At 64.8% G+C, this 25,607-nt stretch carries 25 protein-coding genes and 1 pseudogene; 14 read left to right on the top strand and 12 right to left on the bottom strand.

Annotated elements, in window-relative coordinates:
• Positions 1-18: 18 nt before the first annotated feature.
• The 9 genes and pseudogenes from CHB97_RS23325 to CHB97_RS23360 all read right to left on the bottom strand — a co-directional run bounded on the left by CHB97_RS23325 (position 19) and on the right by CHB97_RS23360 (position 8,057).
• Positions 19-474 carry a heme-binding protein gene (locus tag CHB97_RS23325; RefSeq protein WP_089290383.1) on the bottom strand — a complete coding sequence of 152 codons (456 nt, stop codon included), beginning with the start codon at positions 472-474 and terminating at the stop codon, positions 19-21.
• The gene (locus tag CHB97_RS23330) at positions 462-2,039 is read right to left on the bottom strand and encodes a bifunctional 3-(3-hydroxy-phenyl)propionate/3-hydroxycinnamic acid hydroxylase (RefSeq protein WP_089290384.1); all 1,578 of its coding nucleotides are present in this window, start codon (positions 2,037-2,039) and stop codon (positions 462-464) included. The genes CHB97_RS23325 and CHB97_RS23330 overlap by 13 nt, the downstream gene beginning before the upstream one ends.
• Positions 2,036-2,872: an alpha/beta hydrolase gene (locus tag CHB97_RS23335; protein ID WP_089290385.1), complete on the bottom strand. Its 837-nt coding sequence runs from the start codon at positions 2,870-2,872 to the stop codon at positions 2,036-2,038. Before CHB97_RS23335 ends, CHB97_RS23330 begins: the two co-directional genes overlap by 4 nt.
• Positions 2,869-4,110, bottom strand: a complete 1,242-nt coding sequence (locus CHB97_RS23340) for an amidohydrolase family protein (RefSeq protein ID WP_089290386.1) — start codon at positions 4,108-4,110, stop codon at positions 2,869-2,871. Before CHB97_RS23340 ends, CHB97_RS23335 begins: the two co-directional genes overlap by 4 nt.
• A gap of 231 nt (positions 4,111-4,341) precedes the next feature.
• On the bottom strand, positions 4,342-4,692 hold the full coding sequence (locus CHB97_RS23345; protein ID WP_089290387.1) for a hypothetical protein: 351 nt from the start codon (positions 4,690-4,692) through the stop codon (positions 4,342-4,344).
• A gap of 20 nt (positions 4,693-4,712) precedes the next feature.
• Positions 4,713-4,916, bottom strand: a pseudogene (locus CHB97_RS27130) (integrase core domain-containing protein); the annotation flags it as partial.
• Positions 4,883-5,188 (bottom strand): hypothetical protein, encoded by a 306-nt coding sequence (locus tag CHB97_RS27135; protein ID WP_371333135.1) that lies wholly within the window; start codon positions 5,186-5,188, stop codon positions 4,883-4,885. The pseudogene CHB97_RS27130 and the gene CHB97_RS27135, both read right to left, overlap by 34 nt.
• A 97-nt stretch (positions 5,189-5,285) precedes the next feature.
• The gene (locus CHB97_RS23355) at positions 5,286-6,521 is read right to left on the bottom strand and encodes an NAD(P)/FAD-dependent oxidoreductase (RefSeq protein ID WP_089290388.1); all 1,236 of its coding nucleotides are present in this window, start codon (positions 6,519-6,521) and stop codon (positions 5,286-5,288) included.
• Complete coding sequence (locus CHB97_RS23360) at positions 6,522-8,057, bottom strand: acyl-CoA synthetase (RefSeq protein WP_089290389.1); 1,536 nt, start codon at positions 8,055-8,057, stop codon at positions 6,522-6,524.
• Between the two features lie 216 nt (positions 8,058-8,273).
• On the opposite strand from CHB97_RS23360, the gene CHB97_RS23365 reads away from it, so the two are divergent.
• The 11 genes from CHB97_RS23365 to CHB97_RS23415 are packed head-to-tail and all read left to right on the top strand — an operon-like array spanning position 8,274 to position 18,833.
• Entirely contained in the window at positions 8,274-9,740 is a 1,467-nt protein-coding gene (locus CHB97_RS23365) for an aldehyde dehydrogenase (protein ID WP_200820093.1), read from the top strand.
• A complete protein-coding gene (locus CHB97_RS23370; RefSeq protein ID WP_089290391.1) occupies positions 9,737-10,171 on the top strand; it encodes a GFA family protein in 435 nt (144 codons plus the stop codon). The genes CHB97_RS23365 and CHB97_RS23370 overlap by 4 nt, the downstream gene beginning before the upstream one ends.
• Positions 10,168-10,971, top strand: coding sequence for an SDR family NAD(P)-dependent oxidoreductase (locus CHB97_RS23375; protein WP_089290392.1), 804 nt, complete (start codon positions 10,168-10,170; stop codon positions 10,969-10,971). Before CHB97_RS23370 ends, CHB97_RS23375 begins: the two co-directional genes overlap by 4 nt.
• Positions 10,972-10,981: 10 nt before the next feature.
• Positions 10,982-12,088: an NAD(P)-dependent alcohol dehydrogenase gene (locus CHB97_RS23380; RefSeq protein WP_089290393.1), complete on the top strand. Its 1,107-nt coding sequence runs from the start codon at positions 10,982-10,984 to the stop codon at positions 12,086-12,088.
• A 29-nt stretch (positions 12,089-12,117) separates the two neighbouring features.
• Positions 12,118-12,882 carry an SDR family NAD(P)-dependent oxidoreductase gene (locus CHB97_RS23385; protein ID WP_089290394.1) on the top strand — a complete coding sequence of 255 codons (765 nt, stop codon included), beginning with the start codon at positions 12,118-12,120 and terminating at the stop codon, positions 12,880-12,882.
• The gene (locus CHB97_RS23390) at positions 12,879-14,054 is read left to right on the top strand and encodes an acyl-CoA dehydrogenase family protein (RefSeq protein ID WP_089290395.1); all 1,176 of its coding nucleotides are present in this window, start codon (positions 12,879-12,881) and stop codon (positions 14,052-14,054) included. The genes CHB97_RS23385 and CHB97_RS23390 overlap by 4 nt, the downstream gene beginning before the upstream one ends.
• On the top strand, positions 14,051-15,118 hold the full coding sequence (locus CHB97_RS23395) for a phosphotransferase (protein ID WP_200820094.1): 1,068 nt from the start codon (positions 14,051-14,053) through the stop codon (positions 15,116-15,118). The genes CHB97_RS23390 and CHB97_RS23395 overlap by 4 nt, the downstream gene beginning before the upstream one ends.
• Positions 15,115-15,903 carry an enoyl-CoA hydratase/isomerase family protein gene (locus CHB97_RS23400; protein WP_089290396.1) on the top strand — a complete coding sequence of 263 codons (789 nt, stop codon included), beginning with the start codon at positions 15,115-15,117 and terminating at the stop codon, positions 15,901-15,903. The genes CHB97_RS23395 and CHB97_RS23400 overlap by 4 nt, the downstream gene beginning before the upstream one ends.
• A gap of 1 nt (position 15,904) precedes the next feature.
• Positions 15,905-17,065 (top strand): acetyl-CoA C-acetyltransferase, encoded by a 1,161-nt coding sequence (locus tag CHB97_RS23405; RefSeq protein ID WP_089290397.1) that lies wholly within the window; start codon positions 15,905-15,907, stop codon positions 17,063-17,065.
• Positions 17,065-18,042 (top strand): nitronate monooxygenase family protein, encoded by a 978-nt coding sequence (locus CHB97_RS23410; RefSeq protein WP_089290398.1) that lies wholly within the window; start codon positions 17,065-17,067, stop codon positions 18,040-18,042. The genes CHB97_RS23405 and CHB97_RS23410 overlap by 1 nt, the downstream gene beginning before the upstream one ends.
• Positions 18,043-18,053: 11 nt before the next feature.
• Positions 18,054-18,833 (top strand): enoyl-CoA hydratase-related protein, encoded by a 780-nt coding sequence (locus tag CHB97_RS23415; RefSeq protein WP_089290399.1) that lies wholly within the window; start codon positions 18,054-18,056, stop codon positions 18,831-18,833.
• Between the two features lie 71 nt (positions 18,834-18,904).
• Here the strand turns inward: CHB97_RS23415 and CHB97_RS23420 are convergent, their stop codons facing one another.
• The 3 genes from CHB97_RS23420 to CHB97_RS23430 are packed head-to-tail and all read right to left on the bottom strand — an operon-like array spanning position 18,905 to position 23,280.
• Positions 18,905-19,801, bottom strand: coding sequence for a helix-turn-helix domain-containing protein (locus tag CHB97_RS23420; RefSeq protein WP_089290400.1), 897 nt, complete (start codon positions 19,799-19,801; stop codon positions 18,905-18,907).
• Positions 19,802-19,821: 20 nt separating this feature from the next.
• Entirely contained in the window at positions 19,822-21,054 is a 1,233-nt protein-coding gene (locus CHB97_RS23425) for a cytochrome P450 (protein ID WP_089290401.1), read from the bottom strand.
• A 15-nt stretch (positions 21,055-21,069) separates the two neighbouring features.
• The gene (locus CHB97_RS23430; protein WP_089290402.1) at positions 21,070-23,280 is read right to left on the bottom strand and encodes a TonB-dependent receptor; all 2,211 of its coding nucleotides are present in this window, start codon (positions 23,278-23,280) and stop codon (positions 21,070-21,072) included.
• Positions 23,281-23,546: 266 nt separating this feature from the next.
• Between CHB97_RS23430 and CHB97_RS23435 the strand changes: the two genes are divergently transcribed.
• The 3 genes from CHB97_RS23435 (at position 23,547) to CHB97_RS23445 (ending at position 25,585) form a co-directional block, all read left to right on the top strand.
• Positions 23,547-23,867 (top strand): 2Fe-2S iron-sulfur cluster-binding protein, encoded by a 321-nt coding sequence (locus tag CHB97_RS23435; protein WP_089290403.1) that lies wholly within the window; start codon positions 23,547-23,549, stop codon positions 23,865-23,867.
• Between the two features lie 223 nt (positions 23,868-24,090).
• On the top strand, positions 24,091-24,600 hold the full coding sequence (locus CHB97_RS23440; RefSeq protein WP_200820095.1) for a sigma-70 family RNA polymerase sigma factor: 510 nt from the start codon (positions 24,091-24,093) through the stop codon (positions 24,598-24,600).
• A gap of 1 nt (position 24,601) precedes the next feature.
• A complete protein-coding gene (locus CHB97_RS23445; RefSeq protein WP_160106200.1) occupies positions 24,602-25,585 on the top strand; it encodes a FecR family protein in 984 nt (327 codons plus the stop codon).
• Positions 25,586-25,607 lie beyond the last annotated feature (22 nt).

Below are 25,607 nucleotides of genomic sequence, written 5' to 3' on the forward strand. Positions count from 1 at the left end.
CTTGCCCCCTGATCAAATTCAAGCGCCGGGATCGGCCAACAGGCCAGCCGCCGCGATCCCGGCCAGCGCACAGGCTTCATCCAGATCGGACGTATCACCGGAAACCCCAACGGCCCCCAGCAGCGCGCCATCGGCGGTGCGGATCAGCACACCGCCCGCCGCCGGCACCAGCTGACCCGACAGAACCGGGCCCAAGGCCGCAAAGAAGGTGGGGTTGCGGCTGGCGCGGGTGGCCAGCGTGCGCGACCCCACGCCCATGCCGATGGCCCCCATCGCCTTGGCTCTTGCGATATCCACGCGGAAGGGGCTGGCCCCATCCTGGCGCGCCAGGGCCAGCGGATGGCCGCCGGCATCCAGCACGATCACGGCCAGCGGGGCCATATTCTGCGCCGCCGCATGATCCAGGGCCACGCGGATGATGATTTCCGCCTGTGCCAGCCCCAAGGCCGCCGCCGTACCGGTCACGCTGCCCATGTCGTCCCCTCCGCTGCAACCAATCCCAGGTCCGCCGTCAGCGCCCCCACCAGCGGGGCGATATCGCCGGCATGGGTGGCCGTGCCATAGATGTAGAAATCCGGCCGCAGCAGCACGGCGGCGGCCCCACTGCCGGCAAACCAATCGCGCAGATGCCCATCCGGGTCGGTCGTGCCGCCCTGCCCTTCCACCCAGACTCGCCCGCCCAGGGTGGCCCATGAGGTCGGCAGATCGGGGATGGCCACATCGCGCCGCAGGATCAGCCGCCAGCCGGCAACGGTCAGGTCATCCAGCAGCGCGGTGGTGCCGTCCGGCAGGCCGACACGCGGCTGGATGAAGCGCTGCCCGGCACCGGGCCGCACAATGCCGCTTTCCACTGCCGGGATCAGGTCCGCCGCCGTGCGGGGCGGGCCATCGGCCATGCGCGCCCGCATTTCCCGGTCACGCGCTGCCGCTTCCGCCGGGTCCAGCACGCAGATATAGCGACCAGCCGCCACCGCAGCGCCGATGACACCGCGCACATGCGGTTCGCGTTCCGGCTGGTACAGGTCCAGCAACCGATCCGGTGCCAGCCCGCGCAGCACCAGATCCAGCTTCCAGACCAGATTAGCCACATCGCGGAAACCATGGCACATGCCTTGGCCGAAGAAGGGCGGTGTCTGGTGCGCGGCATCACCGGCCAGGAACACATTGCCGACGCGCCAGCGTTCCGCCACCAGCCCATGGAAGCGATATGTGGCCCCGCGCACAATCCGATGCGGCACCCCCTGCACCCAGGGGGCCAGCAGTTTGGCCACCTGATCGGGCTGCATCATCGCCTGATCATCCTCGCCCGGCAGCAGCATGAATTCCCAGCGGCGCAGGTTGCGCGGCCCCGGCACAATGGTGGCGGGGCGCTTGGGATCGCACATCATCACCGACAGGCGCTGCAGGTCGGCCTGCAGCGGCAACCCGGCAATGGGCGGGAAGGACAAGGGGCCATCGACCTCCGCATCCACCACCAGCCAGGGTTCCTCAAAATCCAGGTCATCCAGCCGCACGCCCAGCAGCTTGCGAACGGGGCTGCTGGCCCCATCGCAGGCAATGACGTAACGGGCTGTCGCCGTCTGTTCGCCGGTATCGGTGGCCAGCGTCAGGCGGGCCTGCCCCGTTTCCTGGGAAAGCCCGGTCAGGCGACAGCCAAGCCGCAGTTCAACCGACGGGAAACGGGCAAAGCCGGCCCGCAAGGCGGCCTCCAGTTCCGGCTGATAGAAGAAATAATCGTTGGACCAGCCGAACCGCCGCGCCTGCCCCGCCGTGCCCATATAGCGGATCACCCCGCCATCGGCCCCGACATGCAGATGCCCATCCGTATCCCGCATCAGCGGCAGGATACTGTCGGTCAGCCCCACATCCTGGAACAGGCGGATCATCTCATGATCGATATGCACGGCGCGGGGCAGCGGGTGCAGGCTGGCGGCCTGATCCATCACCAGGGTGCGGATACCGGCCCGGCCCAGAAAATTGGCCGCCAGCGCGCCCACCGGGCCGCAGCCGACAATGGCAACATCATAATGCTGTGTCATGCTTCTCCCCCGCGTAAGTGCAGCCGCAGGAAACGCAGCAGGTCCGGGGCCAGTTCGGCGCTGAAGCTGCCGGGCTCCGTCGGGTCCTGATCGCTGAACCAATAATGGGTGGCCCCCAGCACCGGGCGCTGGCGAACATGGAAACCGGCCTGTTTCAGCGCCAGCGCCATAGCCTCGCTCTGTGCCGGCAGCACATCGGCATCATGCGTGCCCCAGGACAGCAGAACCGGCAACCCATTGCCCGATCGCCTGATCTGCCGTAATGGCGAGGCGACGGCATAAAGCGGCGGATCGTCAAACGGATCAGCGCCCAGCATCCGGCTGGCCGCATCCCGCCCAGGCCCGGCATTGAAGGCCAGATCGGCCTGCCAATGGCTGAACAGATCATAGACGCCATAGATGCCGACCAGGGCGCGCAGGCGCGGCTGGGCCGGCTCCCCTGCCCCGCGCAACGGCTCCCAATCACCCGCCAGCGCCACCAGCGCCGCCAGATGCGCCCCGGCGGACGCGCCCAGGATGGCGATGCGGCCGGCATCCAGCCCCAGGGAACCCGCCTGATCCGCCAGGAACAGCAACGCCGCCCGTACATCCTGCGCATTGCCGGGGAAGACGGGGCCATGGGTGGCCCGCCGGTAATCCACGGCAAACAGGGCGATCCCCTGCCCCGCCAGCCACCGCCCCCAACCGGCAAGCGCTGCCTTGTCCCCGCGCAGCCAGGCACCGCCGGGCACGGCCAGCACCACCGGATGCGGCCCCGCTGTTGTGGGTCGCCACAGCAGCCCCGCCAACGGCCCGCCGGGATGCTGGCCGAAGGTCAGCAACTCCCCACTCATGCCGCCACCGCGCGCAATGCTGCCGGCTGTTTGTGGAACCGCCCGCCCAGCATGATGGCGGCCAGATTGTTCTTATCCTGCAACAGGCGCACATCCTGCGTCGGATCACCCGTCACCAGCAGCAGGTCCGCTAGATAGCCGGCGCGCACCAGCCCCAATTCCATATCCATGATCTGGCCGCCCAGCCCGGTAGCGGCAGCCAGCGCCTCTGCCGGGCTATAGCCGAACAGAGTGACGAAATGTTCCAAATCGCGCCCGTTGCGGCCATTGGGGTTGAAGGGGAAACCATAATCCCCCCCCGGCAGCACCCGCACCCCGCGCTTTTTCAGTTCTGGGATCAGCCGGGTGGCCCGTTCGATGACCGGTTTCGCACTTTCCTTCATCGAACTCATATCGATATGCGGCGGCGGCTTGGCCTCCAGCGTCGCCACGATGATGCCGATGGCAGGGGCCATGAAGATGTCGGCCTTGGCCGCCTCCAGCATGTCCACCGCTTCATCATCGGCATAGGTGCAGTGGTACAGCACCCGCACCCCATGGCGCAGGCCCATCTTCACCGCGTCCGATGCCTGTGTATGGGCATTGACCCACAGGCCCTGTTCACGGGCGCGCTGACAGGCGGCCTGCACCTCGGCATCCGTATAAAGGATATGCTGCGACGAACCGGGCAGCAGCGCATCTTCGCCGGACAGCAGCAGCTTCACACTGTCGATGCCCAGCCCTTTGCAATGGTCGATGAAGCCGCGCATCGCCTCGGCCCCGCGCCCATGGTCAACATGGCCGGTTTCCACCCCATCAGCACCCGGCGGACTGCGTTCGATGGTGGAGGCGCGCAGGCGCGGCCCCGGAAGGTGGCCGCCCTTGATCTCATCGCGCAGCACCACTTCCACCCGCTCACCCAAAGCGCCAGCGGAATAGACGCTGGTGAAGCCATGATCCAGCACCACCCGCGCATTGCGCGCAGCCGCCAGCATCATTTCTTCCGGCGGCAATTCGAAATGATGGATGATGCGCTCGGTGGAAGACGGCCATGTCAGATGGCCATGGGCTTCCACCAGCCCCGGCATCAGGGTGGTCCCGCCACCATCCACCAGGATGGCGCCGTCGCGCGGCAGGGCCGGGTCGGTGCCCAGCCGCGCCACAGCGGCGATACGATCGCCCTCCACCAGCACTTCACCCTGAAAGCGCGGGGTGCCGGTGCCGTCGAAAATCCAGAGATTATGAAACAGGTGTCGCATAGCCGCCTCCCATATCGACCCGCGACGCGGGCAGACTGTCCCGGCACGCGCCAGCCAGCGGGCGCGCGGTTCGAGATCATTGTCACAAAGGGGGACATCAGAGGTTCAGGGCACAGGCGTATCCGGCCGTCCCAATCTCATATTTACCTCCCCATTTCCCCGGTTTTCCGGGGTTTGTGTTGGGGCAACATCAACATGGCGGGATGCAAGTTTGAAATTGAATGATTAAATTCAACAAATCACCATTCTAAATGACTGATTCAGCCGTTCAACCATGGTGCGCCATTTCGGGGTGGTGGGGCGGCAAACGGTGTTCTGGTTGCCGAACAAGCCGATTTCGCGCACCGCGCGGTTCAACGGCAGCGTGGCGTCCCAGGCGATGGGCACGAACCATTCACATTTTTCCAGATCATCGACAAGGTGCCGGTGGTAATCGGCACCCGTCAGCACATCCAGCGCCGGCACCGGTTCGCCCGCATCGTTCGGCAGAAATAAGCCGCTGGCCGGCACGGCGGGGCCGGTGACGCGGCCGACGCCGATGAAGAGCTGGTCCCCCGTGACAGGACAGTTTTTGTTCGGCATTAAGCTTGGTCCTGTTCAGTTCACGCCGCCCAACACAGTCTGTCCGCCCTTTGCCTGTATGCCTCGTCTGGTGTTTGTCCCCCGTGCGCGGAATGTGGGCGTTGGGTATTGTAGTAATTGATCCAGCGTCCGATCCCGGCCCTGGCCTCGCTGCCGGTCTCGAAAGCGTGGAGATAGACACATTCGTATTTCAGTGACCGCCAGAGCCGTTCGATGAACACATCTGCCAGCTGCCATACCAGGGTGTCTCCAGGAACTGGGCATCAATCAGCCGTATCAGCGCCAGTTTCTCCGCGCTCTTGCCCCGTACCGACCCGTAATAAAGTGACCGGCAGATCGACAACAGCGCGCATTGCCGCACAACCGACAAGCCGGGATGGGAGCGATCCACCATCTCCTGCCTCCGACCGGCGCTCATCGACCGCTCGCCACGGATCGCCTCCAGCGCCACCTTCGCCTTGAAATCAGCTGAATATCGCTTCCTCTGTCCCGCCATGTCGCTCGTCCTTCAAAAAGGCCGAACCAAGCTTATCAAACTGTCCGGTCACGGGTGACCAGCTCTCTTGCGCAACCCTGAACAGGTTCAATCGTGACTAATCGATCACAGCGTCCCTCAACTCCGTCGCTGGGTCCGGAAGCCTGACAGGGTCTACCCTTCCCCCAGCCGCAACAATGGCCTTACCCTGGATGAAATCGCGCGTGACACCGATGCAGTCGAGCGCGACAAGCCTTTCATCCCGGAGATAAGCAACCGAGAAGGCGCCATCCTCCGGACGCCCGCGCAGCAGCACACGGTCGTGGCCGCCGGACACCCCCACCGACTGGATCTTGACCTCATACTGGTCGGACCAGAACCAGGGGACGGCCCGATAGGGTACCGGATTTCCCAGGATCGTTGCGGCCAAAATCTTGGACTGGTCGATGGCGTTCTGTACGGATTCAAGGCGGATCGGTCGGTCCGCAAAGCGGTTATGGTGAAGGGCGCAATCTCCAGCAGCCAGGATGCGTGGGTCATCCGTCCGGCAGTATTCGTCAACGGCAACCCCGTCAGGACAGTGCAGGCCGGCATCGGCGAGTGGCTGCACGTTCGGCACGATGCCGATGCCGACGATCACCAGATCGGTGGGAAATACCTCACCCCCGGCCAACCGCACGGCACAAACCCGGCCCCCGGCCTCTTCCAGGCCGGCGACTGATGCACTAAGGCGAACATCGACTCCGCGCGCCCGGTGCATCGCCAGGAAGAAGCTTGAAACCGGCGGAGATGTGACGCGGGCCAGCAGACGGTCCTGAGCCTCCAGCACTGTCACCGCATGGCCGGACAGGCGCAGGACGGCCGCCATCTCCAACCCGATATAGCCGCCGCCAATCACGACGATGCGACGTTCCCCGCCCTCCACTTCCGCCCGCAATCGGTCAATATCGGCGATGGAACGGATGTAGTGGATACCTTCCAATGTGCCGCCTTTACAGCCCAGACGGCGCGGACGTCCACCCGCTGTCCAGACCAGATGCCCATAGGACAGGCGGGCGCCATCATCCAGCATGACGGCACCAGCCGGACGATCCACCGCGACCACCCGCCGACCGGTCAACACCTCCACCCCGCGCGATGTCCAGAAATCGGCCTTGCGCAGGAACAGTCTTTCCGCATCGCGCTTGCCAGCCAGATAATCCTTGGACAGCGGCGGGCGTTCATAGGGCAGGAAAGCTTCCTCCCCCACCATGGTGATCGGCCCCGCATAGCCGCCCTGGCGCAGAGACTGCGCCGCTTGTGCCCCGGCCTGACCGGCCCCGACAATGATAACTGGGTCGTTCTGCGCGGCCATCTAAAACCCCGCCTTTTCAACCATGTCCAGATATTCGCGGACAAGCTTGTGCTTCAGTAATTTACCCGTTGGTTCACGCGGCAGGATCGGGCGGAAGTGGAAGATGCGGGGCACTTTGACCCCGCCCAGCCGTTCCCGCAGGAAGGCCGACAGGGTTGCTTCCGCCGCCTTTTCATCTGCCATCCCTTCCGATGGCTGCACCACGGCCACCACCACCTGCCCCATTTCCAGGTCGGGCAGGCCGAACACGGCGCAATCGGCAACGGATGGATGTTCGATCAGGCAGTTTTCGATCTCTTGGGGATAGATATTCACCCCGCCGGAAATGATCATGAAATTCTTGCGATCTGTCAGGTAGAGATAGCCGTCCTCATCCAGCCGCCCGATATCACCCAGCGTCGCCCAGCCGCGATGATTATAGGCAGCGGCCGTCTTGACCGGATCATTGTGATATTCGAACCGGGGGCCGTCCGCGAAATAGACGTTACCAACTTGCCCGACGGGCAGTTCATTGCCGTCATCATCGACGATCTTCACCGTCCCCAGGATCGCCTTGCCGACAGAGCCTGGCTTTGCCAGCCATTCATGGGCCGACAGGGCCGTGATGCCACATGTCTCGGTCCCTGAATAATATTCGTAGATGACAGGCCCCCACCAGTCGATCATCGCCTGCTTGACCGGCACGGGACAGGGGGCAGCCGCGTGGATCGCGGCCCGCATTGAGGAATGGTCATACCGCGCCCGCACGTCTTCCGGCAGGCGCAACAACCGCACGAAATGCGTCGGTACCCAGGTGGAATGGGTGATGCGGTATCGCTCGATCAGGGCAAGCGCTTCCTCTGCATCGAACCTCTCCATGATCACCACGGTGCCGCCGAACCGGTGAACACTCATCGCCCAGCGCAGGGGTGCGGCATGGTAGAGCGGCGAGGTGGAGAGATAGACCATATCCGCGCCCATGCCATAAAGGGCGGTCCCCATGCCGACCAGCGGCGTCGGCTGGTCGATGGCACCGGCGGGCAGCGTCGGCTTCACGCCTTTGGGCCGTCCGGTGGTGCCCGATGAATAGAGCATTTCCGTGCCCGGGCTTTCATCCTTGACGGGGGTCACGGGCAGGGCCGCGCAGGCCTCCCCCCAGGATGGCAGGTCGGCCGTACCGGTAACCGCGAAGGCCTGCACCTGCGGCAAGGCCTCAACTGCCGCCGCGGCGACCGGGGCCAGCCGGTCGGACACCACTAGAACCTTGGCGCCGCAATCGCCCAAGATATAGGCGAGGTCCGCGACGCTGGATTTGGTGGAGATGCTGGTCAAATACAGCCCCGTGCGCTGCGCCGCCCAGGCCAGCGGGAACAAGGCCGCCTCATTGTCGGTCATCACCGCCAGCACGTCGCCCCGGTGCAGGCCCAGCGCCCGCAGCCGGTGGGCGGCCTGATTGGCCCGCCGGTCCAGTTCGTCATAGTGAAGCACCTCTCCACGATCGGCCATGATGCAGGCGGGTTTGGCTGGCGTGGCCAGGGCGTGATGGCGCGGATGCATGATCGTTGAGCCTCCCGGATATTGCCTGTTGCCGGGCGGTTGTGGCCCGGTTCTTGGGGCCACCTGACCGGATGGAGGGGACCAAGACAAGGCAAGCGCAGGAATTGACAAAAAGCGCGATAGGCCTGTGTAAAGCCTTTCAAGGGTAGGCGCGGTACAACCTTCCAGTGACCAGAGGCCGACAAAAGGCCCGAGACAAGGTCAGGGAGGAAACCGATGACGATGCAGGCTGGCTTTACCGGCCTCCGGCTGCCCGAAATTGTGCTGATGGCGGGGTCCGACCTGCTGCCCGTGCGGAACTGGCTGGATGACGAGGATCCTTGCACGGGTCACAGCTTTACCGCCATCCCCGTGGCGGACGCGTCCGACGTCGATGCCTTTGTGCAGGCGGCCAGCCGGGCGCTGCATGACCCGGCATGGCGCGACCTGACGCCGCTGGCCCGTGAAAGGCTGCTGCACCGTTTCGCCGACGCTATTGAGGCCGACCTGCCCCGTCTGGCGGCACTGGAGGCGCTGGACACCGGCAAGCCCGTCACCCTGGCCGAGGCTGTCGACATTCCCGCTGCGATTGGCTGGTTGCGCACCTATGCCGGCTGGCCGACGAAGATCGCCGGCCATGCCGCCCCGCTTTCCGCCACACCGGGCCGGTTCCATGCCTACACGCGGCGGGAGCCGGTGGGCGTGGTCGCCGCCATCACCCCCTGGAACTTCCCCATCGTGCTGTCGATGTGGAAGATTGCCCCGGCCCTGGCGGCCGGCTGCACCATCGTGCTGAAGCCGGCGGCGGAAACACCCCTTTCCGCCCTGCGCCTGGCGGAAATCGCGCGGGAGGTGGGGCTGCCGCCGGGCGTGTTCTCCGTCGTCACCGGCGATGGGGCCACTGGCGCGGCGCTAGCCGCCCATCCGGGCATCGCCAAGGTCGCCTTCACCGGTTCCACCCGCACCGGTCAGGCGATCCTGGCAGCCTCTGTTCCCGACATCAAGCGGGTGACCCTGGAACTGGGCGGCAAGTCCCCCACCATCATCACCGCCGATGCCGATCTGGATCGCGCCATCCCGCAGGCGGCGATGGGCTGTTTCTTCAATTCCGGTCAGGTTTGCTATGCCGGGACAAGGCTTTACGTTCACCGCTCCGTCTATGAACGGGTGCTGGACGGTATCGCCGCCGTCGCCGCCAGCCAGAAGATCGGCCCCAGCGGCGACCGGTCCAGCCAGTTGGGCCCCCTGATCAGCCGCCGTCAGCATGAAAAGGTGGCCGGCTTCGTGGAACGGGCCCGCGCCGCCGGTATCCATGCCGTCGGCCCCGATATCCCCGTTCCAGACGAGGGCCATTATGTCGCCCCCACCCTGCTGCGCGATGTGCCGCCGGATGCGGAGGTGGCACGGGAGGAGGTGTTCGGCCCCGTGCTGGCCGCCAGTGCCTTCGACGATCTGGATGAGGCCATCGCGCTGGCCAATGACAGTGAATATGGTCTGGCCGCGCACATCTTCACCCGCGATCTGGCCACCGCCCACCATGCGGGTACGGCCCTGCAGGCCGGAACCGTGTTCGTCAATTGCGTGCTGCTGGCCGACCCGTCGCTGCCCTTCGGCGGGATGAAGAAATCCGGCCTGGGGCGGGAAAACGGCGCCGCCGTGCTGGATGCCTATCTGGAACCCAAATCGGTGGTGGTGGCGCTATGACCGATCACACAACCGACGATCCGACCCGTTCCGGCGGCTGTCTGTGCGGCCGGGTCCGCTATCATTTAACCGGCGATCCGCTGATGGTGGCGGCCTGCCATTGCCGGCATTGCCAACGGCAATCCGGCACCGCCTTTTCCCTGGTCTGCGTGGTGACGGATGACCAGTATCGGCAGCAGGGTGAAACCCGCGTTTTCCAGGACAAAGGCGACAGCGGCGCGGCGGTGTACCGCCATTTCTGCGCCCATTGCGGATCGCCCATCCTGTCAGTCGCCGGCATCCTGCCGGGCCTGACCATCATCAAGGCGGGAACGCTGGACGATCCGTCCCCCTGGCGGCCCATGGCCGAAGCCTATTGCGACACCGCCCTGCCCTGGCTGCCCGTGCTGGCGGCCGAACGGCACCCGCGCTCCAACATCGGACAGGAATGATGAGCAGACTTTTCCAACTGGACGGCAAGGTCGCCTGGGTCACCGGGGCGGGATCGGGCATCGGCCGGACCGCCGCCCTGACATTGGCCGACCAGGGGGCCGCCCTGGTCGTCAGCGATATCAACCCCGCAGGACTGGCGGAAACGGCCTCGCTGCTGGGCGACCGCCCCCATCTGATGTTGGCTCATGACGTCACCAGCCAGGAACAATGGACAGACGGTGCCGCCCGCATCGGTGAACGGTTTGGCCGGCTGGATATCCTTGTCAATAATGCCGGTATCATGGTGTCGCGGCCCTTCGAACTGGCACCGCTGGAACTGTTGCAGCGTCAGCAGCGGATCAATGTCGACAGCGTCTATATCGGTATGCAGACGGCCCTGCCGTTGATGCGCAAGGCGCTGGCGGCGGGCGCGGCGGGCGCTTCCATCATCAATATTGCCTCGGTCTATGGCATGGTCGCCGGCGCGCAGTTCGCCGCCTACAGCGCCAGCAAGGGGGCCGTCCGGGCGCTGTCGCGTGCCGTGGCCTTTGAACTGGCGAAAACCGGCATCCGCGTCAATTGCGTCCTGCCGGGGCCGGTGCAGACCAATCTGGGTGCCGACTGGGAACCGCCGAAGGGGCCAGATGGCACCCCGATCCCGCCGGATGTGGCGCTGGCGGCCTGGGCGGCGATGATCCCGATGGGCCGGCTGGGACAGGCGCGGGACATCGCCCCGCTGATTGCCTTCCTGGCCAGCGACAATGCCTCCTTCATCACCGGCGCGGAATTCGTCGCCGATGGTGGCTACACCGTTGCCTGAGGAGCCGCCCATGGACATCACAGCAGCCGTCACCCACGCCCCGCAATCGGATTTCAGGCTGCAGCGCGTGCGGATGGAAAAGCCGCGCGGCAAGGAAGTGCGGGTCCGCATCGCCGGCGTCGGCCTTTGCCATACCGACCTTGTCGCCCGTGACCAGTTGATCCCCATCCCGCTGCCGGCTGTGCTGGGCCATGAAGGGGCCGGCGTGGTGGAAGCGGTGGGGGATGAGGTCACCAAGGTGAGGCCGGGTGATACGGTCGTGCTGGGCTTCCACAGTTGTGGCACCTGCGCCCGCTGTCGTCAGGATCTGCCCTCCTATTGCCGCGACTTCCCCATGCTGAACTATCTGGGCACAAGGCCCGATGGCAGCAGCGGCCTCAGTCAGGAAGATGGCAGCCCGCTTTCCGCGCATTTCTTCGGCCAGTCCAGCTTTGCCAGCCATGCGCTGGCCCATGAACGCAATGTCGTGAAGGTGGATGCAACGGGCCTGCGGCTGGAACTGCTGGGCCCCCTGGGCTGCGGCTTCCAGACGGGGGCCGGCGGGGTCATGCGCGCGCTGGCCTGCCATCCGGGCAGCAACATCGCCGTGTTCGGTGGCGGGCCAGTGGGGCTGGCAGCCGTGATGGGTGCCGTGATCCAGCAATGCGCCACCATCATCCTGGTGGAACCCGTGGCCGCCCGGCGGCAGATAGCGCTGGAACTGGGGGCGACGCATGTCATCGATCCCGCCTCCGGCGATGTCACCGCCGCCATCCGCGCCATCCTGCCCGATGGTGTGGATTACGGGTTTGAGACCAGCGGGCGGGAGGATGTGGTCGCCGCCGCCCTGGCGGCGCTGGCCAGCCATGGCTTGCTGGGCCTGGTGGGCGTGCCGCCGCGCCTGGACAGCAGCCTGTCCATCAACCTCGTCTCCCTGATCACCTATGGTCATCGCATCGTCGGCATCATCGAAGGGGACAGCGATCCCGACCGGTTCATCCCGGAACTGATCACCCTGCATCGCCAGGGCCGCTTCCCCTTCGACCGGCTGATCCAAACCTTCCCGCTTTCCGACATCAACGAGGCGGTAGCCACGCAGCATCGTGGTGGCTGCATCAAGGCCGTGCTGCTGCCCTGAAGCCTCTCAGCATCAAGGAATTTCCAATCATGCAGATCAATGGACAGGCCGCCATCGTCACGGGCGGTGCATCGGGCCTGGGCGGCGGCACCGCCGCGCGGCTGGCCAGGGCCGGGGCCAGGGTTACCATCTTCGACCTGAACGCCGATTTGGGGACTGCCCATGCCGCCGCCATCGGCGGGCATTTCATCAAGGTTGATGTCACCGACGAAGCGGCGGTTGAAGCAGCACTGGCCGAAGCCGAGGGGCTGCATGGCAAGGCCCGCATCCTGGTCAACTGCGCCGGTATCGGTCCGCCGGCCAAGGTGATCGGCCGCGACGGCAAAGCCATCCCCCTGGCCGATTTCACGAAAATCGTGAATATCAACCTGAATGGCAGCTTTAACGTCCTGTCCAAGTTTGCGGCCCGCCTTCATGATGCCGACACGGTGGGACCGGAAGAACGCGGCGTCATCATCAATACCGCGTCGGTCGCCGCCTATGACGGCCAGATCGGTCAGGCCGCCTATTCGGCATCGAAGGGCGCCATCGTCGGCATGACCCTGCCGATTGCGCGCGAATTTGCCCGCTATGGCATCCGCGTCATGACCATTGCTCCCGGCATCTTCTGGACCCCGCTGCTGGCCACGCTGCCGGAAGAGGCGCAAGCATCGCTGGGCCGCCAGGTTCCCTTCCCCTCACGCCTGGGTCAGCCGGACGAATATGCGCAACTGGTGGAAAGCATCGTCAGCAACCCGATGCTGAACGGCGAGACCATCCGCCTGGACGGTGCCATCCGGATGGCCCCGAAATGAGCGGCGTCGGCATGGCGAAAACGCTGGAAATCGCCGCGCGGGTGGAACGGTTCGTCCGCGATGTGGTGGTCCCCTATGAACAGGATACGCGGCGCGATCACCACGACTGCCCCACCGAAGAACTGGTGGCGGACCTGAAGGACAAGGCGCGGGCGGCAGGCGTGCTGACCCCGCATATCCTGCCCGACGGCAGCCACCTGTCGCAGCGGGAAACCGCCATCGTGCTGGCCCGCACAGGCCTGTCGCCCCTGGGGCCGCTGGCCTGCAACACGGCGGCCCCGGACGAGGGCAACATGTATCTTCTGGGCAAGGTGGGCAGCCCGGAGATCAAGAAACGGTTCCTGGAACCGTTGATCCAGGGTCGAGCGCGCTCCGCCTTCTTCATGACCGAACCGGCGGAAGATGACGGGGCCGGCTCCGACCCGTCGATGATGCGCACCACCTGCCGGCCTGATGGCAATCATTGGGTCATTGATGGGCGCAAGGCCTTCATCACGGGGGCGCAGGGGGCGCAGATCGGCATCGTCATGGCCAAGGCCGAGCAAGGTGCCTGCATGTTCCTGGTCGACCTGCCCGACCCCGCGATCCGCATAGAGCGTGTGCCCAACACCATCGACAGTTCCATGCCCGGCGGCCATGCCGTGGTGCGTATCGAGGGGCTGCGCGTACCCGCTGACCAGATGCTGGGCAATCCCGGTGAGGGCTTCACCCTGGCCCAGGTCCGCCTGTCGCCCGCCCGCCTGTCACATTGCATGCGTTGGCTGGGGGCCTGCATCCGCGCCAACGAGATCGCCACCGACTATGCCAACCGCCGCCACGCCTTCGGCAAGCTGCTGATTGAGCATGAAGGCGTGGGGTTCCAACTGGCCGACAATCTGATCGACCTGAAACAGGCCGAACTGATGATCGACTGGTGCGCCGGCGTGCTGGACACGGGCTCCCTGGGTGTCGCCGAAAGCTCCATGGCCAAGGTCGCCGTATCGGAAGCGCTGATGCGCGTGGCCGATCGCTGCGTGCAGGTGATGGGCGGGTCGGGCGTCACCGGCGACAGCATTGTGGAACAGGTGTTCCGCGAGGTCCGCGCCTTCCGCATCTATGACGGCCCGACGGAGGTGCATAAATGGAGCCTGGCCAAGAAGGTCCGCCGCGACTGGAAGGCGGGGCAATCATGAACGCGCTGGGGCAGGATGCCAATGCCGGCACCACGGCGGTGCGCGAGGGCTTGCGCTTCGATGAGCCGGCTCTGGCCCGCTGGATGGCAACCAACGTCGATGGGTTCAAGGGCCCCTTACGGGTGGAACAGTTCAAGGGCGGGCAATCCAACCCGACCTACAAGCTGGTGACGCCTGGTTGTAGCTATGTCATGCGGCGCAAGCCGCCCGGCCCCCTGCTGAAGGGCGCGCACGCGGTAGAGCGGGAGGCGCGCGTGCTGTCCGCCCTCGGCCGTGCGGAATTTCCGGTCCCCCATGTGCATGGGATGTGTACCGACGATAGCGTCATCGGCAGTTGGTTCTATGTGATGGAGATGGTGGAAGGCCGCATCTTCTGGGATGCCACCTTCCCTGGTCTGGACCGCGCCGAACGCCCCGCCTGTTTCGATGCCATGAACGACACCATGGCCCGGCTGCATCGGCTGGATGCCGACGCGCTGGGGCTGGGCGATTACGGCAGGGCCGGCAATTATTTCGAACGCCAGATCGCCCGCTGGTCACGCCAATATCTGGAGGATGAGGCGGCGGGCCGCAATCCCGACATGGACATGCTGGTGGAGCAGTTGCCGGGCCTGATCCCGGCCGGAGAGGAAAGCGCCATCGTCCATGGCGATTTCCGTTGCGACAACATGATCTTCCACCCCACAGAACCGCGCGTGGTAGCGGTGCTGGACTGGGAATTGTCGACCCTGGGCCACCCGCTGGCCGATTTCGCCTATCACGCCATGATGTACCAGATGCCGCCCGATATTGTAGCCGGGCTGGCCGGCGCCGATCTGGCAGCGCTGAACATCCCGGTCGAGGCGGATTATGTGCAGGCCTATTGCCGGCGCACGGGGCGTAGCGACATCCCGTCCTGGGATTTCTATGTGGCGTTCAATTTCTTCCGGCTGGCTGCCATCTTCCACGGGATCAAAGGCCGCGTGGCACGTGGCACCGCCGCATCGGCCCATGCTCGCGATCGCGCCGCCAGCTTTCCGCGTCTGGCATCCCTGGCCCGCCAGTCATTGGAGAAGTGCCGATGACCGACACGCCCTTGCTGTTTACCATCAACGGGGCCATCGCCACCCTGACCCTGAACCGCCCCGCTGCCGGCAATGCCATCAACCTGCCGCTGGCCCAGGCGCTGCTGACGGCATCCATCCGCTGCGACCAGGATGAGAGCATCCGCTGCGTCGTGCTGACGGGGGCCGGGCGGCTGTTCTGCGCCGGTGGCGACCTGTCCGCCTTTGCAGCGGCGGGGGATCAGGTGCCGGCCTTCCTCAGCGAGCTGGCGGGCACGCTGCATATGGCCATCAGCCGGTTGCAGCGCATGGCAAAGCCGCTGCTGGTGCTGGTCAATGGGCCGGCGGCGGGCGCGGGCCTGTCGCTGTCGCTGATCGGGGATATCGTCATCGCCGCCCGCTCCGCCCATTTCACCGCCGCCTATGGCAGCGTCGGCCTGTCGCCCGATGGTGGCATGTCCTGGCTGCTGCCCCGGCTGGTGGGGATGCGCCGCGCGCAGCAGATGATCATCGCCAACCAGCGCATATCGGCGCAGGAAGCCGCTTCCATCGGTCTGGTCACCAGCATGGTGGAGGATGCCGATCTGGCAGGGGCGGGCGATGAAGCCGCCCGCACCCTGGCCGCCAGCCCCACCCGCGCCGTCGGTGCCGCCCGCAACCTGCTGCTGGACAGTTTTGATGGGCCGCTGGAGGCCCATCTGGACCGCGAGACCCGCCGCATCGCCGCATCCGGCGCCACCCATGATTGCCGCGAGGGCGTCGCCGCCTATCTCGCGCGCCGCAAACCCGATTTCACAGGAGCTTGAGATGGCAGAGGCTTATATCGTCGAAGCCGTGCGCACCGCTGGCGGTCGCCGCAATGGCAAGCTGGCCGGCTGGCATCCCGCCGATATGGCCGGTGAGGTGCTGAATGCCATCCTTGACCGGTCCGGGCTGGACCCGGCGGTGGTGGAGGATGTGATCCTCGGCTGCGTCACCCAGGCCGGTGAGCAGTCTTTCGCGTTTGCCCGCAACGCCGTGCTGGCCTCCAAACTGCCGCAGAGCGTGCCGGCCGTCACCATCGACCGGCAATGCGGCTCCTCCCAGCAGGCGGTGCAGTTCGCAGCGCAAGCCGTGATGTCGGGCACACAGGATATCGTCATCGCCGCCGGGGCGGAGAGCATGACGCGCGTGCCCATGTTCACCAACATGTCGCTGCATGAGAAGGAAGGCATCGGCACCGGTCCCGTCAGCCCGCGCATCCGGGAACGGTTCGGGGTAAAGGCCTTCAGCCAGTTCCAGGGCGCAGAGATGATCGCCCGCAAATATGGTTTCGACCGGGAGAACCTGGACCGGTTCGCGCTGGAAAGCCACCGCCGCGCCGCCGCCGCCACCAAGGCCGGCGCCTTCGAGCTGGAGATCGTGCCCCTGTCCGTGGATGGCGTGCCGCATAGGGTGGATGAAGGCATCCGCTTCGATGCCAGCCTGGAGGGCATCGCCTCGGTGAAGCTGCTGCAGGAAGGCGGCGTGATCTCCGCCGCCAATGCCAGCCAGGTCTGTGACGGGGCCTCGGCCGCCCTGGTGGTCAGCGAACGCGCCCTGCGGCAGCATAATTTGACCCCCATCGCCCGTATCGTGAACATGACGGTGACGGCAGGCGATCCGGTGATCATGCTGGAGGAGCCAATCCCCGCAACAAGGCGGGCGCTGCAACGCGCCGGCCTGTCCATCGACGATATCGACCTTTACGAGGTGAACGAGGCGTTCGCACCCGTGCCGCTGGCCTGGACCCAGGCGCTGGGGGCCGATCCGGATCGCCTGAACGTCAATGGCGGGGCCATCGCGCTGGGCCACCCGCTGGGCGCCAGCGGCACCAAACTGATGGCCACGCTGATCCATGCGCTGCGGGCGCGCGGCCTGCGCTATGGGTTGCAGACCATGTGCGAGGGCGGTGGCATCGCCAATGTCACGATCCTGGAGGCCCTGTAATGGCCATCCGCACCCGCATCACGGATCTGCTGGGCATCGAACACCCCATCGTGCAGGGCGGCATGATGTGGGTGGGGCGGGCGGAACTGGCCGCCGCCGTGTCCAATGCCGGCGGCCTGGGCATCCTGACCGCCCTGACCCAGCCCACGCCCGACGATCTGCGGCGGGAGATCGACCGCTGCCGGGCGATGACCGACAAGCCTTTCGGCGTGAACCTGACCATCCTGCCGTCCGTCAACCCGCCGCCCTATGCCGAATATCGCCGCGCCATCATCGACAGCGGTGTGCGCATCGTGGAGACGGCGGGGCACCAGCCGCAGGAACATGTGGAGGATTTCAAGGCCCACGGTATCACCGTCCTGCATAAATGCACCGCCGTGCGCCATGCCCTGTCGGCCGAGCGTATGGGCGTGGATGCCATCTCCATCGACGGGTTCGAATGTGCCGGCCATCCCGGAGAGGATGACATCCCCGGTCTGATCCTGATCCCTGCCGCTGCCGACAAGGTGCGCGTGCCGATGATCGCCAGCGGCGGCTTTGGCGACGGGCGCGGGCTGGCGGCAGCCTTGGCCCTGGGGGCCGACGGCATCAATATGGGCACCCGCTTCTGCGCCACGGTGGAAGCGCCCATCCATGAGGCGGTGAAGCAATTCATCGTGACCAATGATGAACGCGCCACCCGCCTGATCTTCCGCAAATTCCACAATACCGGTCGTGTCGCCCGCAACAGCGTGTCGGATCAGGTGGTGGACATTTCCAACCGCCCCGACGCGGTGTTCGAGGATATTCGGCATCTGGTGTCGGGTGCCAAGGGGCGGCTGGCGCTGGAAACGGGCGATCTGGATGCCGGCCTGATCTGGGCCGGACAGGTCCAGGGTTTGATCCACGACATCCCCACCTGCGCCGCGTTGCTGGCCCGCATCGTGGGCGAGGCGGAAACCATCATCCGCGGCCGGCTGGCCGCACTGGTCCATTGAAAAGGCCCGTGATGAACGACGATCGCTATGTGAAGGTCGACCGCGACGACGCCCTGACCATCATCACCCTGAACCGCCCGGATGCGCACAACGCCCTGAATGCCGCTGCGCATGAGGAGCTGCAGGCGGTGTTCGACGGGTTTGCCGCCGATCCACAACAATGGGTCGCCATCATCACCGGGGCCGGCGAAAAGGCCTTCTGCGCCGGTCATGACCTGAAACAGCAGGCATCCGGTGGCGGGCTGGTCACGCCGCCCACCGGCTTTGGCGGGCTGACCGGCCGGTTCGACCTGAACAAGCCGGTGATCGCGGCGGTGAACGGCGTTGCCATGGGTGGCGGGTTCGAACTGGCGCTGGCCTGCGACATCATCGTCGCCCATACGAAGGCCGTGTTCGCCCTACCGGAACCCAGGGTCGGGCTGGCCGCCCTGGCCGGTGGATTGCAGCGCCTGCCGCGTCAGGTCGGTTTGAAGCATGCCATGGGGATGATGCTGACCGGCCGCCGCGTCACCGCCAGCGAGGGCCAGACGCTTGGCTTCGTCAACGAGGTCACGGATGGCGACGTGCTGGTGGCCGCCCGGCGTTGGGCCGCGGACATCCTGGCCTGCAGCCCCCTGTCCGTCCGCGCCACCAAGGAAGCCATCCTACGCGGCCTGACGGTTTCAACCGAACAGGGGATGCGGGAGGAATGGGATTATCCCGCCATGAAAACCATGCTGGCGTCAGCCGATGCCATCGAAGGCCCCGCCGCCTTTGCCGAAAAGCGTCCGCCGCGCTGGATCGGGCGGTAAAATCCCCCAAACTGAAACCGGCGGCAGGGATGTCCTGCCGCCAGTTCCTTTTCCATCCAAGCAGCAAGCGGTTACTGCAACGTCGCCGACCCCTTGTTCCGGCGATAAGCGCTGGGCGTGCGGCCCGTCGCCTGACGGAAGATGCGGGTGAAGTGGCTCTGGCTGGCGAAACCCAGCGTATCGGACAGTTCGCCCAGGCCCAGATCGGTCTGCACCAGCAATTGCTGCGCCCGTTCCAGGCGCACCCGCATGACGAACTGATGCGGGCTCTCCCCCGTCGCCTTCTTGAAGACGCGGCAGAAATGCGATGAGGTCAGCCCCGCACGGGCCGCCAGATCCTCCAGCGAATGGTCCGCACCCGGATTGCGCTGGATGGAATTGATCACATTATGCACGCGATAGGCAGAGCAATCCGCCGTCGGAATAGCTTCCGCCGGGCGCTGGCGCGAGCCATAGGTGACATGGGCCTTCAGTGCCGCCAGCAGCGTATCGATATAGATCGCCCGCTCCGGCGTCCGCTCCTCATAGCATTCGGCCAGCAATTGCTGCGTCAGCGCCGTGCCCAGCGGGTCGGAGAAGGCAAAACGCATACGTCGTGCCTTCTCCAGACCAGGCGTGCCCTGGATAGCGCTCATGTCAGGGCTGAAGGTCACAACGTCCAGTTCGCCATCGACCAGCCAGCGCGTGGGCAGTCCACCCGGTACGATGGTGGCCTGACTGGGGGCGGAGAAGGCCTCGCTCCACCCGCCCTGCATCCAGGTCCGTACCCGTGGCTTGCCGCCTATATGGACCACGAATAACGGTGTCGGCAGGGCCGGCAGGTCATAGCTGCCGACAAACTGCCGCCACCGCGACAGACACCATCCGTCACCCGGCGGCTGAAGGACCATGTCGGGCCCCCTTCCCAGGTGATCGGCAATGATGGCCTCTGAGGTTAGTTTCTTACCCTGGATCTTATTCTGGTTCATTGGGCACCTCCCCGCCGCCATTACGACAGCAGCACCACATTAAGGTCCTTCAGCCCGTTGATAAAGTTCGATCTGAAACGTTTCGGTTTGCTAACCACTTCGAACCCCGACGCCCGGCGGGCCAGATGTTCGAAAGCCACCCGCAACTGCATTTCCGCCAGCCGGAAACCCAGGCAGGAATGCTGCCCCGTGCCGAAGCCCAGATGGCGGATATTGCTGCGCGTGATGTCGAACCGGTCCGGGTCGGCAAATTCGCTTTCATCACGGTTAGCGGCGGAGAACCAGGTGACGATCTTGTCGCCTTTGGCGATCTTCTGGCCGCCGACCTCCGTATCCGCCATGGCGGTGCGACGCATATGCATCACCGGCGTGGCGTAACGCACCATCTCCCGCACGGCTGTCTTCATCAGGCCAGGATCGGCCCGCAGGCGTCGCCATTCATCTGGAAACTGGGCAAAGGCGGCGATGGTATGTGACAGGGAATTGCGCGTCGTCTCATTGCCGCCGACCAGCACCAGGATCAGGTTACCGACGAAATCCGCCTCGCTGACCGGCTGGTCGCCGACCTTGGCATTGGCCAGCAGGGAGGCGACATCGCTGCCCGGGCGGGCGCGGCGATCCACGAACAGCTCATGGGCAAAGGCCAGAAATTCCCCCATCGTGGCGGCCAGCGCCTCGGGCGATTGCCGGAAATCGGGGTCATCCTCCCCCACGAAGGCGTTGGTCCAGTGATAGAGCTGCTTCCACATGTCGCCGGGCAGGTTCAGCAGTTCCGCCAGCGTCAGCAGCGGCAGCGGTGCCGACAGCAGGGGCACCATATCCACCGGACTGTCATTGGGGATCTGCTCCAGCAGGTCGGACACGCGTTTGTTGATCCGCACCTCGATATCCTCCAGCCGGTTCGGCGTCAGGCTGGGCATCAGGGCGCGGCGATATTGGGTGCTGACAGGCGGGTCCTGGGAAATGAAGGGGGTGCCGATGGCGGCCTCCCCCGAATTGGTCAAGCCCACCTCATTCTCGTTGAAGATGCGGTGCCCGCCATTCTCCCGCGCAGACGAGAACAGCTCGGGCTTGCCCAGAACGCTCACGATATCGTTGTAGCGGGTGACAGCCCAGAAGCCGGTACCATCGGCCTCCGGGTTCCAATGGACGGGGGAGTCACGGCGCAGCCGGGCAAATGTCGTATGCGGCACCCCTTCAACATACAGGTCGGGGTCCTTCAGGTCTGGAAATCCGTTGCCGATATGGCCCATGGCATATCTCCTGGATCAGAAGCTGTAACGCAGGGAAGCACCAAAGGTGCGCGGCGACTTGGGCACCAGGAAGGGATAGGGGAAGCCTGCACCGCGCAGGTCGAGCCCGTAGCCATAGGCCTTCGTGTTGAACAGGTTGTTGGCGAAAACCGACAGGCGCAGGGCATCACGCTCCCAGGCCAGATTGGCATTCACCATCGTGTAGCCACCCTGCTGCAATTCCTGGTTCGCCTGGGTTGCCAGCGGATTGACATCATTGAAGGGCGAGAACCATTGCCGGCTGAAATAGCTGGCGGTGGGGCTGAAGGTAACGGCTCCCTCGGCCAGTTCCGCCACCTGCCAGTCGAAACCTAACTGCGCCGTGACCTTCGGCGCGAAGGGCAGTTCATTGCCACTAAGATCGGCACCCTGCAGCGTCAGTTCCTTGTATTTCGTATCCAGCAGACCCATGGAACCGTTGACGGAGAAAGTGCCGCTGACCCGCAGATTGAACTCCGCCTCCGCCCCCAGCACACGCGATTTCGGCGCATTGACCAGGATGTTGGTGGGGCCGGGCTGCAGATCCTGAACCTGCTGATTGCGGTAATCGTAATAGAACAGGGCGCCGGACAGGCTCAGCCGGTTATCCAGATAGCGGCCCTTGGCACCGATCTCATAGGCGTTCACCTTCTCCGGATCGACATAGTTGATGCCTTTGGAGGAGGTGTAGCTGCCACCATTGAAGGCGCCGGACCGATAGCCGCGATTATAGCTGGCATAAAGCAGCGTGCCGTCCTCGAACTTATAGCTGAGCGCCACACGGCCGGTCAGTGCGCTGCCATCACCATCCAGATTGAACCGGGCATTGGGGTTATAGGCGCAGGTACCCGCCGCCCCGGCGCACGGCACGGTGGTGGCCAACGGGCTGGGCGTGCCACGGAACTTGCCGGCAAACAGATAGGCGGTACCATCCTCATAACGGGATGTGTCCCAGGTATAGCGGGCCCCCACGGTCAGGGTCAGGGGATCGGACAGGTCGTAATCCACCTGACCGAACAGGGCCTTGGATTTGCGGACCTGTTTGTAATGCTGGAAGAAGCCGCCATCGACACCTGGCGCCAGCATGGAACCGATATTGAACAGATTGTCGGTTTCCACCGTGTCGCGGCCATAGATGCCGCCGGCCACCAGCGTATAGCCGTCACCATCGTAATTCGCACGCAGTTCCTGGTTGAACTGCTTGTAGTCGGACTGCCAGTTGATGTTCAGGACGACCAGAGGCGATCCGTCCGACGCCTGCTGAAGGTTCTGCTTGCCACCATCATAGGAGGTGATGGAGGTGATGCTGAGGCTGTCGGAGACATTCCAGGCGATGTTGGCAGACGTGCCCCAGGCATCCGTCTTGTTATCGCCGATACTATCCTCATTCACTTCGAAGAAGCCCAGCCCCTGCCGATAGGGCAACAAGCCATGGACGGCAGCCTGCGTGCCCCGGTCACGGCCAGCATAGGCTTTGAGGTTGATATCGACATCCCCATCGCCGGGCACGACGCGCAGGCTGAACCGGCCCTGCAGCGTGTCGGTACTGTTGGGATCGCGGCCACCGGGATAGACATTCTTGATCTGGCCGTCGCCCTTTTTGTAGTTCACGGCGGCACGCATGCCGACATGATCCTCTGCCAGCGTGGCCTCTGCCGCACCTTGGGCCGTCAGCGTGTTGAAATTGCCATATCCGATTTCCGCATAGCCATCATTGCCGTTCAGGCGCGGGGCGCGGGTGATGAAGTTGATGGCACCGCCGGTGGTGTTGCGGCCGAACAGGGTACCCTGCGGACCGCGCAACACCTCCACCCGTTCCAGATCGAACAGGCCCATGCCATGACTGGTGCGGTTGGCCAGATAGACATCGTTGATATAGACGCCGATGGGCGATGCCTGGTTGGAATTATATTCATTGGCCACGCTGATGCCGCGCAGGGCAAAATTCGGCTGCGTGCTGCCATAGGGACTGTTGACCTGCAGGTTCGGCACGGCCATGGCCAGATCGGCGGAATTGGTCACGCCCTTTTCAGTCAGCGCGTCGCCCGTGAAGGCGGAAATCGCCAACGGAACCTCAGTGATTGTCTGTTCACGGCGCTGGGCCGTCACGATGATTTCTTCCAGGACCGCAGGTGCTGCGGTCTGCGCCAGCCCAGCCGTCGGCATCACCAGCGCTATGGCGCTGGCGCTCATCTTGATAAAGCGCATGTAACCTCCCTAACGCCGCCACTGTCGCAATGGTGGGCGGCTGTCATTTTTGTCCGGCGGGTTCACCCGCATCAGGTGCCCTTATGCTAGATCGCTGGGCACTTGGTTTGGAATGCGCAATATCGCGGGTTTTGGCACGGTTCTGCGGTCGGTTTAGACAAAACCTACCCTGCCCTTGCCGGCACGGTCTGTACCGGCAATCACGTCGACATGGAGGTGCCGACAGCACCGCTCCCCACCAATCAAAATGAAGAGGAACCAGCCCCATGCCCACCATCATTGTCATCAGCCGGACCGGCGAGGAACGGCAAGTCGACGCTGAGATCGGCAAGACACTGATGCAGGTGGTCCGCGATGACAGTGGATTTGAGGACCTGATCGCCATGTGCGGCGGCTGCCTGTCCTGCGCGACCTGCCATGTGCATGTGGAAGGGGCGGTCGAGGGGGCCCTGCCCCAGCTTGGCCCTGATGAGGATGATCTCTTGGCGGGGTCGCCCGATAGAAGTGCCGGATCCAGACTATCCTGCCAGATCCCGATGACCGAAAAGTTGGCCGGCATCCGGGTGCGGATTGCGGATGATGGCTGACACTTCTTCATAACCTGTCAGCCGCCTCTGACCTGCTCTCCTAACCTGAAAAATTCACGTGTGCTGGCGGGTTTAAGCAGTGATTGAACGCTATCCTGACGGCAATTTCCCTTTGGAGCTGGCGCTATGCAAAGCCGTCAGCTCTACCGCATCGATATTGCGAATAATTTCTATTTCCATTAAGCAGAAGGGCAGTAGATTCCGGTAGATATGGGGATGAGGGGTGGTGGAGGGCGCGGCGGCGGCGGTGATCGGCAAACTCTATACCACCCATGCCCATTGGCTGCAGGACTGGCTGCGGCTGCGCACACGCTGTGCCAGCCGGGCCGCCGATCTGACACAGGATACTTTCTGCCGGCTGCTGGAACAGCCCCGCCTGCCGCCACTGGCCAGCCCGCGCGGCTATCTGGTCACGGTGGCCCGCCGTCTGCTGATCGACGATATCCGCCGGCGGGAGATCGAGCGGGCCATTGCCGATATCTGTGCCCTGCAGAACGGAGAGGCCGATCTGCTGACGCCGGAGCGTATCGCAGAAGCAGCACAGTTCCTGGATATGGTGGCCCGCCTGCTGGATACCCTGCCGGAACAGGCCCGCACGGCCTTTCTGCTCCGCCGGGTGGAGGGATTGAGCCAGCAGGAGGTGGCGACAGCGCTGGGCATATCACTGGCCACGGTCAAGCGACATATTGCCCTGTCCTATGCAAGTTGCCTGTCGATCATGGAGGGGGCGTAACATGCCGGGGGCGGGCGCCCCATCGGCAGACCTGATCCATCAGGCGGCCCAGTGGGCTGCCATGATTGATGCCGGCGATGTTACGGAAAGCGAGATGGCCGCCTGTCGGGCCTGGTGTGCGGCGGATCCGCAGCATCAGGCCCTTCTGGACCGGATGCTGGGTTTCAACGACCGGATGGCGGCAGCACCATTTGAAAAGGCGGCATTGCACCGGCTGTTGCATCGGCGGCAACGCCGGCCCCTCTTGGCTGGTGCCGCCGCCCTTCCCCTGCTGGTTGCCGGCATCTGGGCGGCATGGCAGGTGCTGCCGCTACACAGCCTGTTTGCCGATTACCGCACCGCCCCCGGCGAACAGCGCGTGGTCGATCTGGCCGACGGCAGTCGCCTGACGCTGGATACGGATGGTGCGATAGATGTGGAACTGGGGCAGAAGCAGCGCCTGGTTCAATTGCGGCAGGGACAAATCCTGGCAGAGGTTGCCCCCGCCCGCGACCGGCCCTTCATCGTCGAAACCCCGGAAGGCACCGCAACCGCCCTGGGTACGTCCTTTACTGTGCGGCGGGAGGCGGGTGGCACGCTGGTCACAGTGGTGGAATCCCATGTCCGGGTCTGTGCGTCCGCACCGCCGGCCCATGTGCTGCCATGCCGCGATATCGGTCCCGGGGAAAGCGTGCATCTGTCTGCCCGGATGGTAACGGCCCCAAAGCGCGTGGATACGGCCCGCGCCACCCTCTGGACACAGGGATGGCTGGAGGTAGATGACCAGGAGGTGGCGGATGTACTGATCGAGTTGAACCGTTATCGGGATCAACCCATCGGTTTCGATCCGTCTGCCCTGCGGGGCCTGCGGGTGACGGGCAGCTTCCCATTGACCGACACGGATCAGGCGCTGCAGGGGCTGGCCCGCACGGCCCGTCTGCATGTCGACCGCGATACCGATGGCCATGTCGCTGTTCGACCAGGGAATGCTGCACAAAAAAACTGAGCCGTTTTTCTGGTTCGTCCGT

It is taken from the genome of Azospirillum sp. RU38E (genome assembly GCF_900188385.1).
GTDB lineage: Bacteria > Pseudomonadota > Alphaproteobacteria > Azospirillales > Azospirillaceae > Niveispirillum.

Bases quoted from the DNA above. Each gene is read 5' to 3' on its own strand.
- CHB97_RS23385 (WP_089290394.1), top strand. From the start codon at position 12,118: ATGCAGATCAATGGACAGGCCGCCATCGTCACGGGCGGTGCATCGGGC.
- CHB97_RS23415 (WP_089290399.1), top strand. From the start codon at position 18,054: ATGAACGACGATCGCTATGTGAAGGTCGACCGCGACGACGCCCTGACC.
- CHB97_RS23360 (WP_089290389.1), bottom strand. From the start codon at position 8,057: ATGCATCCGCGCCATCACGCCCTGGCCACGCCAGCCAAACCCGCCTGC.
- CHB97_RS23390 (WP_089290395.1), top strand. From the start codon at position 12,879: ATGAGCGGCGTCGGCATGGCGAAAACGCTGGAAATCGCCGCGCGGGTG.
- CHB97_RS23400 (WP_089290396.1), top strand. From the start codon at position 15,115: ATGACCGACACGCCCTTGCTGTTTACCATCAACGGGGCCATCGCCACC.
- CHB97_RS23330 (WP_089290384.1), bottom strand. From the start codon at position 2,039: ATGACACAGCATTATGATGTTGCCATTGTCGGCTGCGGCCCGGTGGGC.
- CHB97_RS23340 (WP_089290386.1), bottom strand. From the start codon at position 4,110: ATGCGACACCTGTTTCATAATCTCTGGATTTTCGACGGCACCGGCACC.
- CHB97_RS23345 (WP_089290387.1), bottom strand. From the start codon at position 4,692: ATGCCGAACAAAAACTGTCCTGTCACGGGGGACCAGCTCTTCATCGGC.
- CHB97_RS23365 (WP_200820093.1), top strand. From the start codon at position 8,274: ATGACGATGCAGGCTGGCTTTACCGGCCTCCGGCTGCCCGAAATTGTG.
- CHB97_RS23425 (WP_089290401.1), bottom strand. From the start codon at position 21,054: ATGGGCCATATCGGCAACGGATTTCCAGACCTGAAGGACCCCGACCTG.
- CHB97_RS23420 (WP_089290400.1), bottom strand. From the start codon at position 19,801: ATGAACCAGAATAAGATCCAGGGTAAGAAACTAACCTCAGAGGCCATC.
- CHB97_RS23375 (WP_089290392.1), top strand. From the start codon at position 10,168: ATGATGAGCAGACTTTTCCAACTGGACGGCAAGGTCGCCTGGGTCACC.
- CHB97_RS23355 (WP_089290388.1), bottom strand. From the start codon at position 6,521: ATGGCCGCGCAGAACGACCCAGTTATCATTGTCGGGGCCGGTCAGGCC.
- CHB97_RS23410 (WP_089290398.1), top strand. From the start codon at position 17,065: ATGGCCATCCGCACCCGCATCACGGATCTGCTGGGCATCGAACACCCC.
- CHB97_RS23335 (WP_089290385.1), bottom strand. From the start codon at position 2,872: ATGAGTGGGGAGTTGCTGACCTTCGGCCAGCATCCCGGCGGGCCGTTG.
- CHB97_RS23370 (WP_089290391.1), top strand. From the start codon at position 9,737: ATGACCGATCACACAACCGACGATCCGACCCGTTCCGGCGGCTGTCTG.
- CHB97_RS23395 (WP_200820094.1), top strand. From the start codon at position 14,051: ATGAACGCGCTGGGGCAGGATGCCAATGCCGGCACCACGGCGGTGCGC.
- CHB97_RS23325 (WP_089290383.1), bottom strand. From the start codon at position 474: ATGGGCAGCGTGACCGGTACGGCGGCGGCCTTGGGGCTGGCACAGGCG.
- CHB97_RS23405 (WP_089290397.1), top strand. From the start codon at position 15,905: ATGGCAGAGGCTTATATCGTCGAAGCCGTGCGCACCGCTGGCGGTCGC.
- CHB97_RS23430 (WP_089290402.1), bottom strand. From the start codon at position 23,280: ATGCGCTTTATCAAGATGAGCGCCAGCGCCATAGCGCTGGTGATGCCG.
- CHB97_RS23435 (WP_089290403.1), top strand. From the start codon at position 23,547: ATGCCCACCATCATTGTCATCAGCCGGACCGGCGAGGAACGGCAAGTC.
- CHB97_RS23445 (WP_160106200.1), top strand. From the start codon at position 24,602: ATGCCGGGGGCGGGCGCCCCATCGGCAGACCTGATCCATCAGGCGGCC.
- CHB97_RS27135 (WP_371333135.1), bottom strand. From the start codon at position 5,188: ATGGCGGGACAGAGGAAGCGATATTCAGCTGATTTCAAGGCGAAGGTG.
- CHB97_RS23380 (WP_089290393.1), top strand. From the start codon at position 10,982: ATGGACATCACAGCAGCCGTCACCCACGCCCCGCAATCGGATTTCAGG.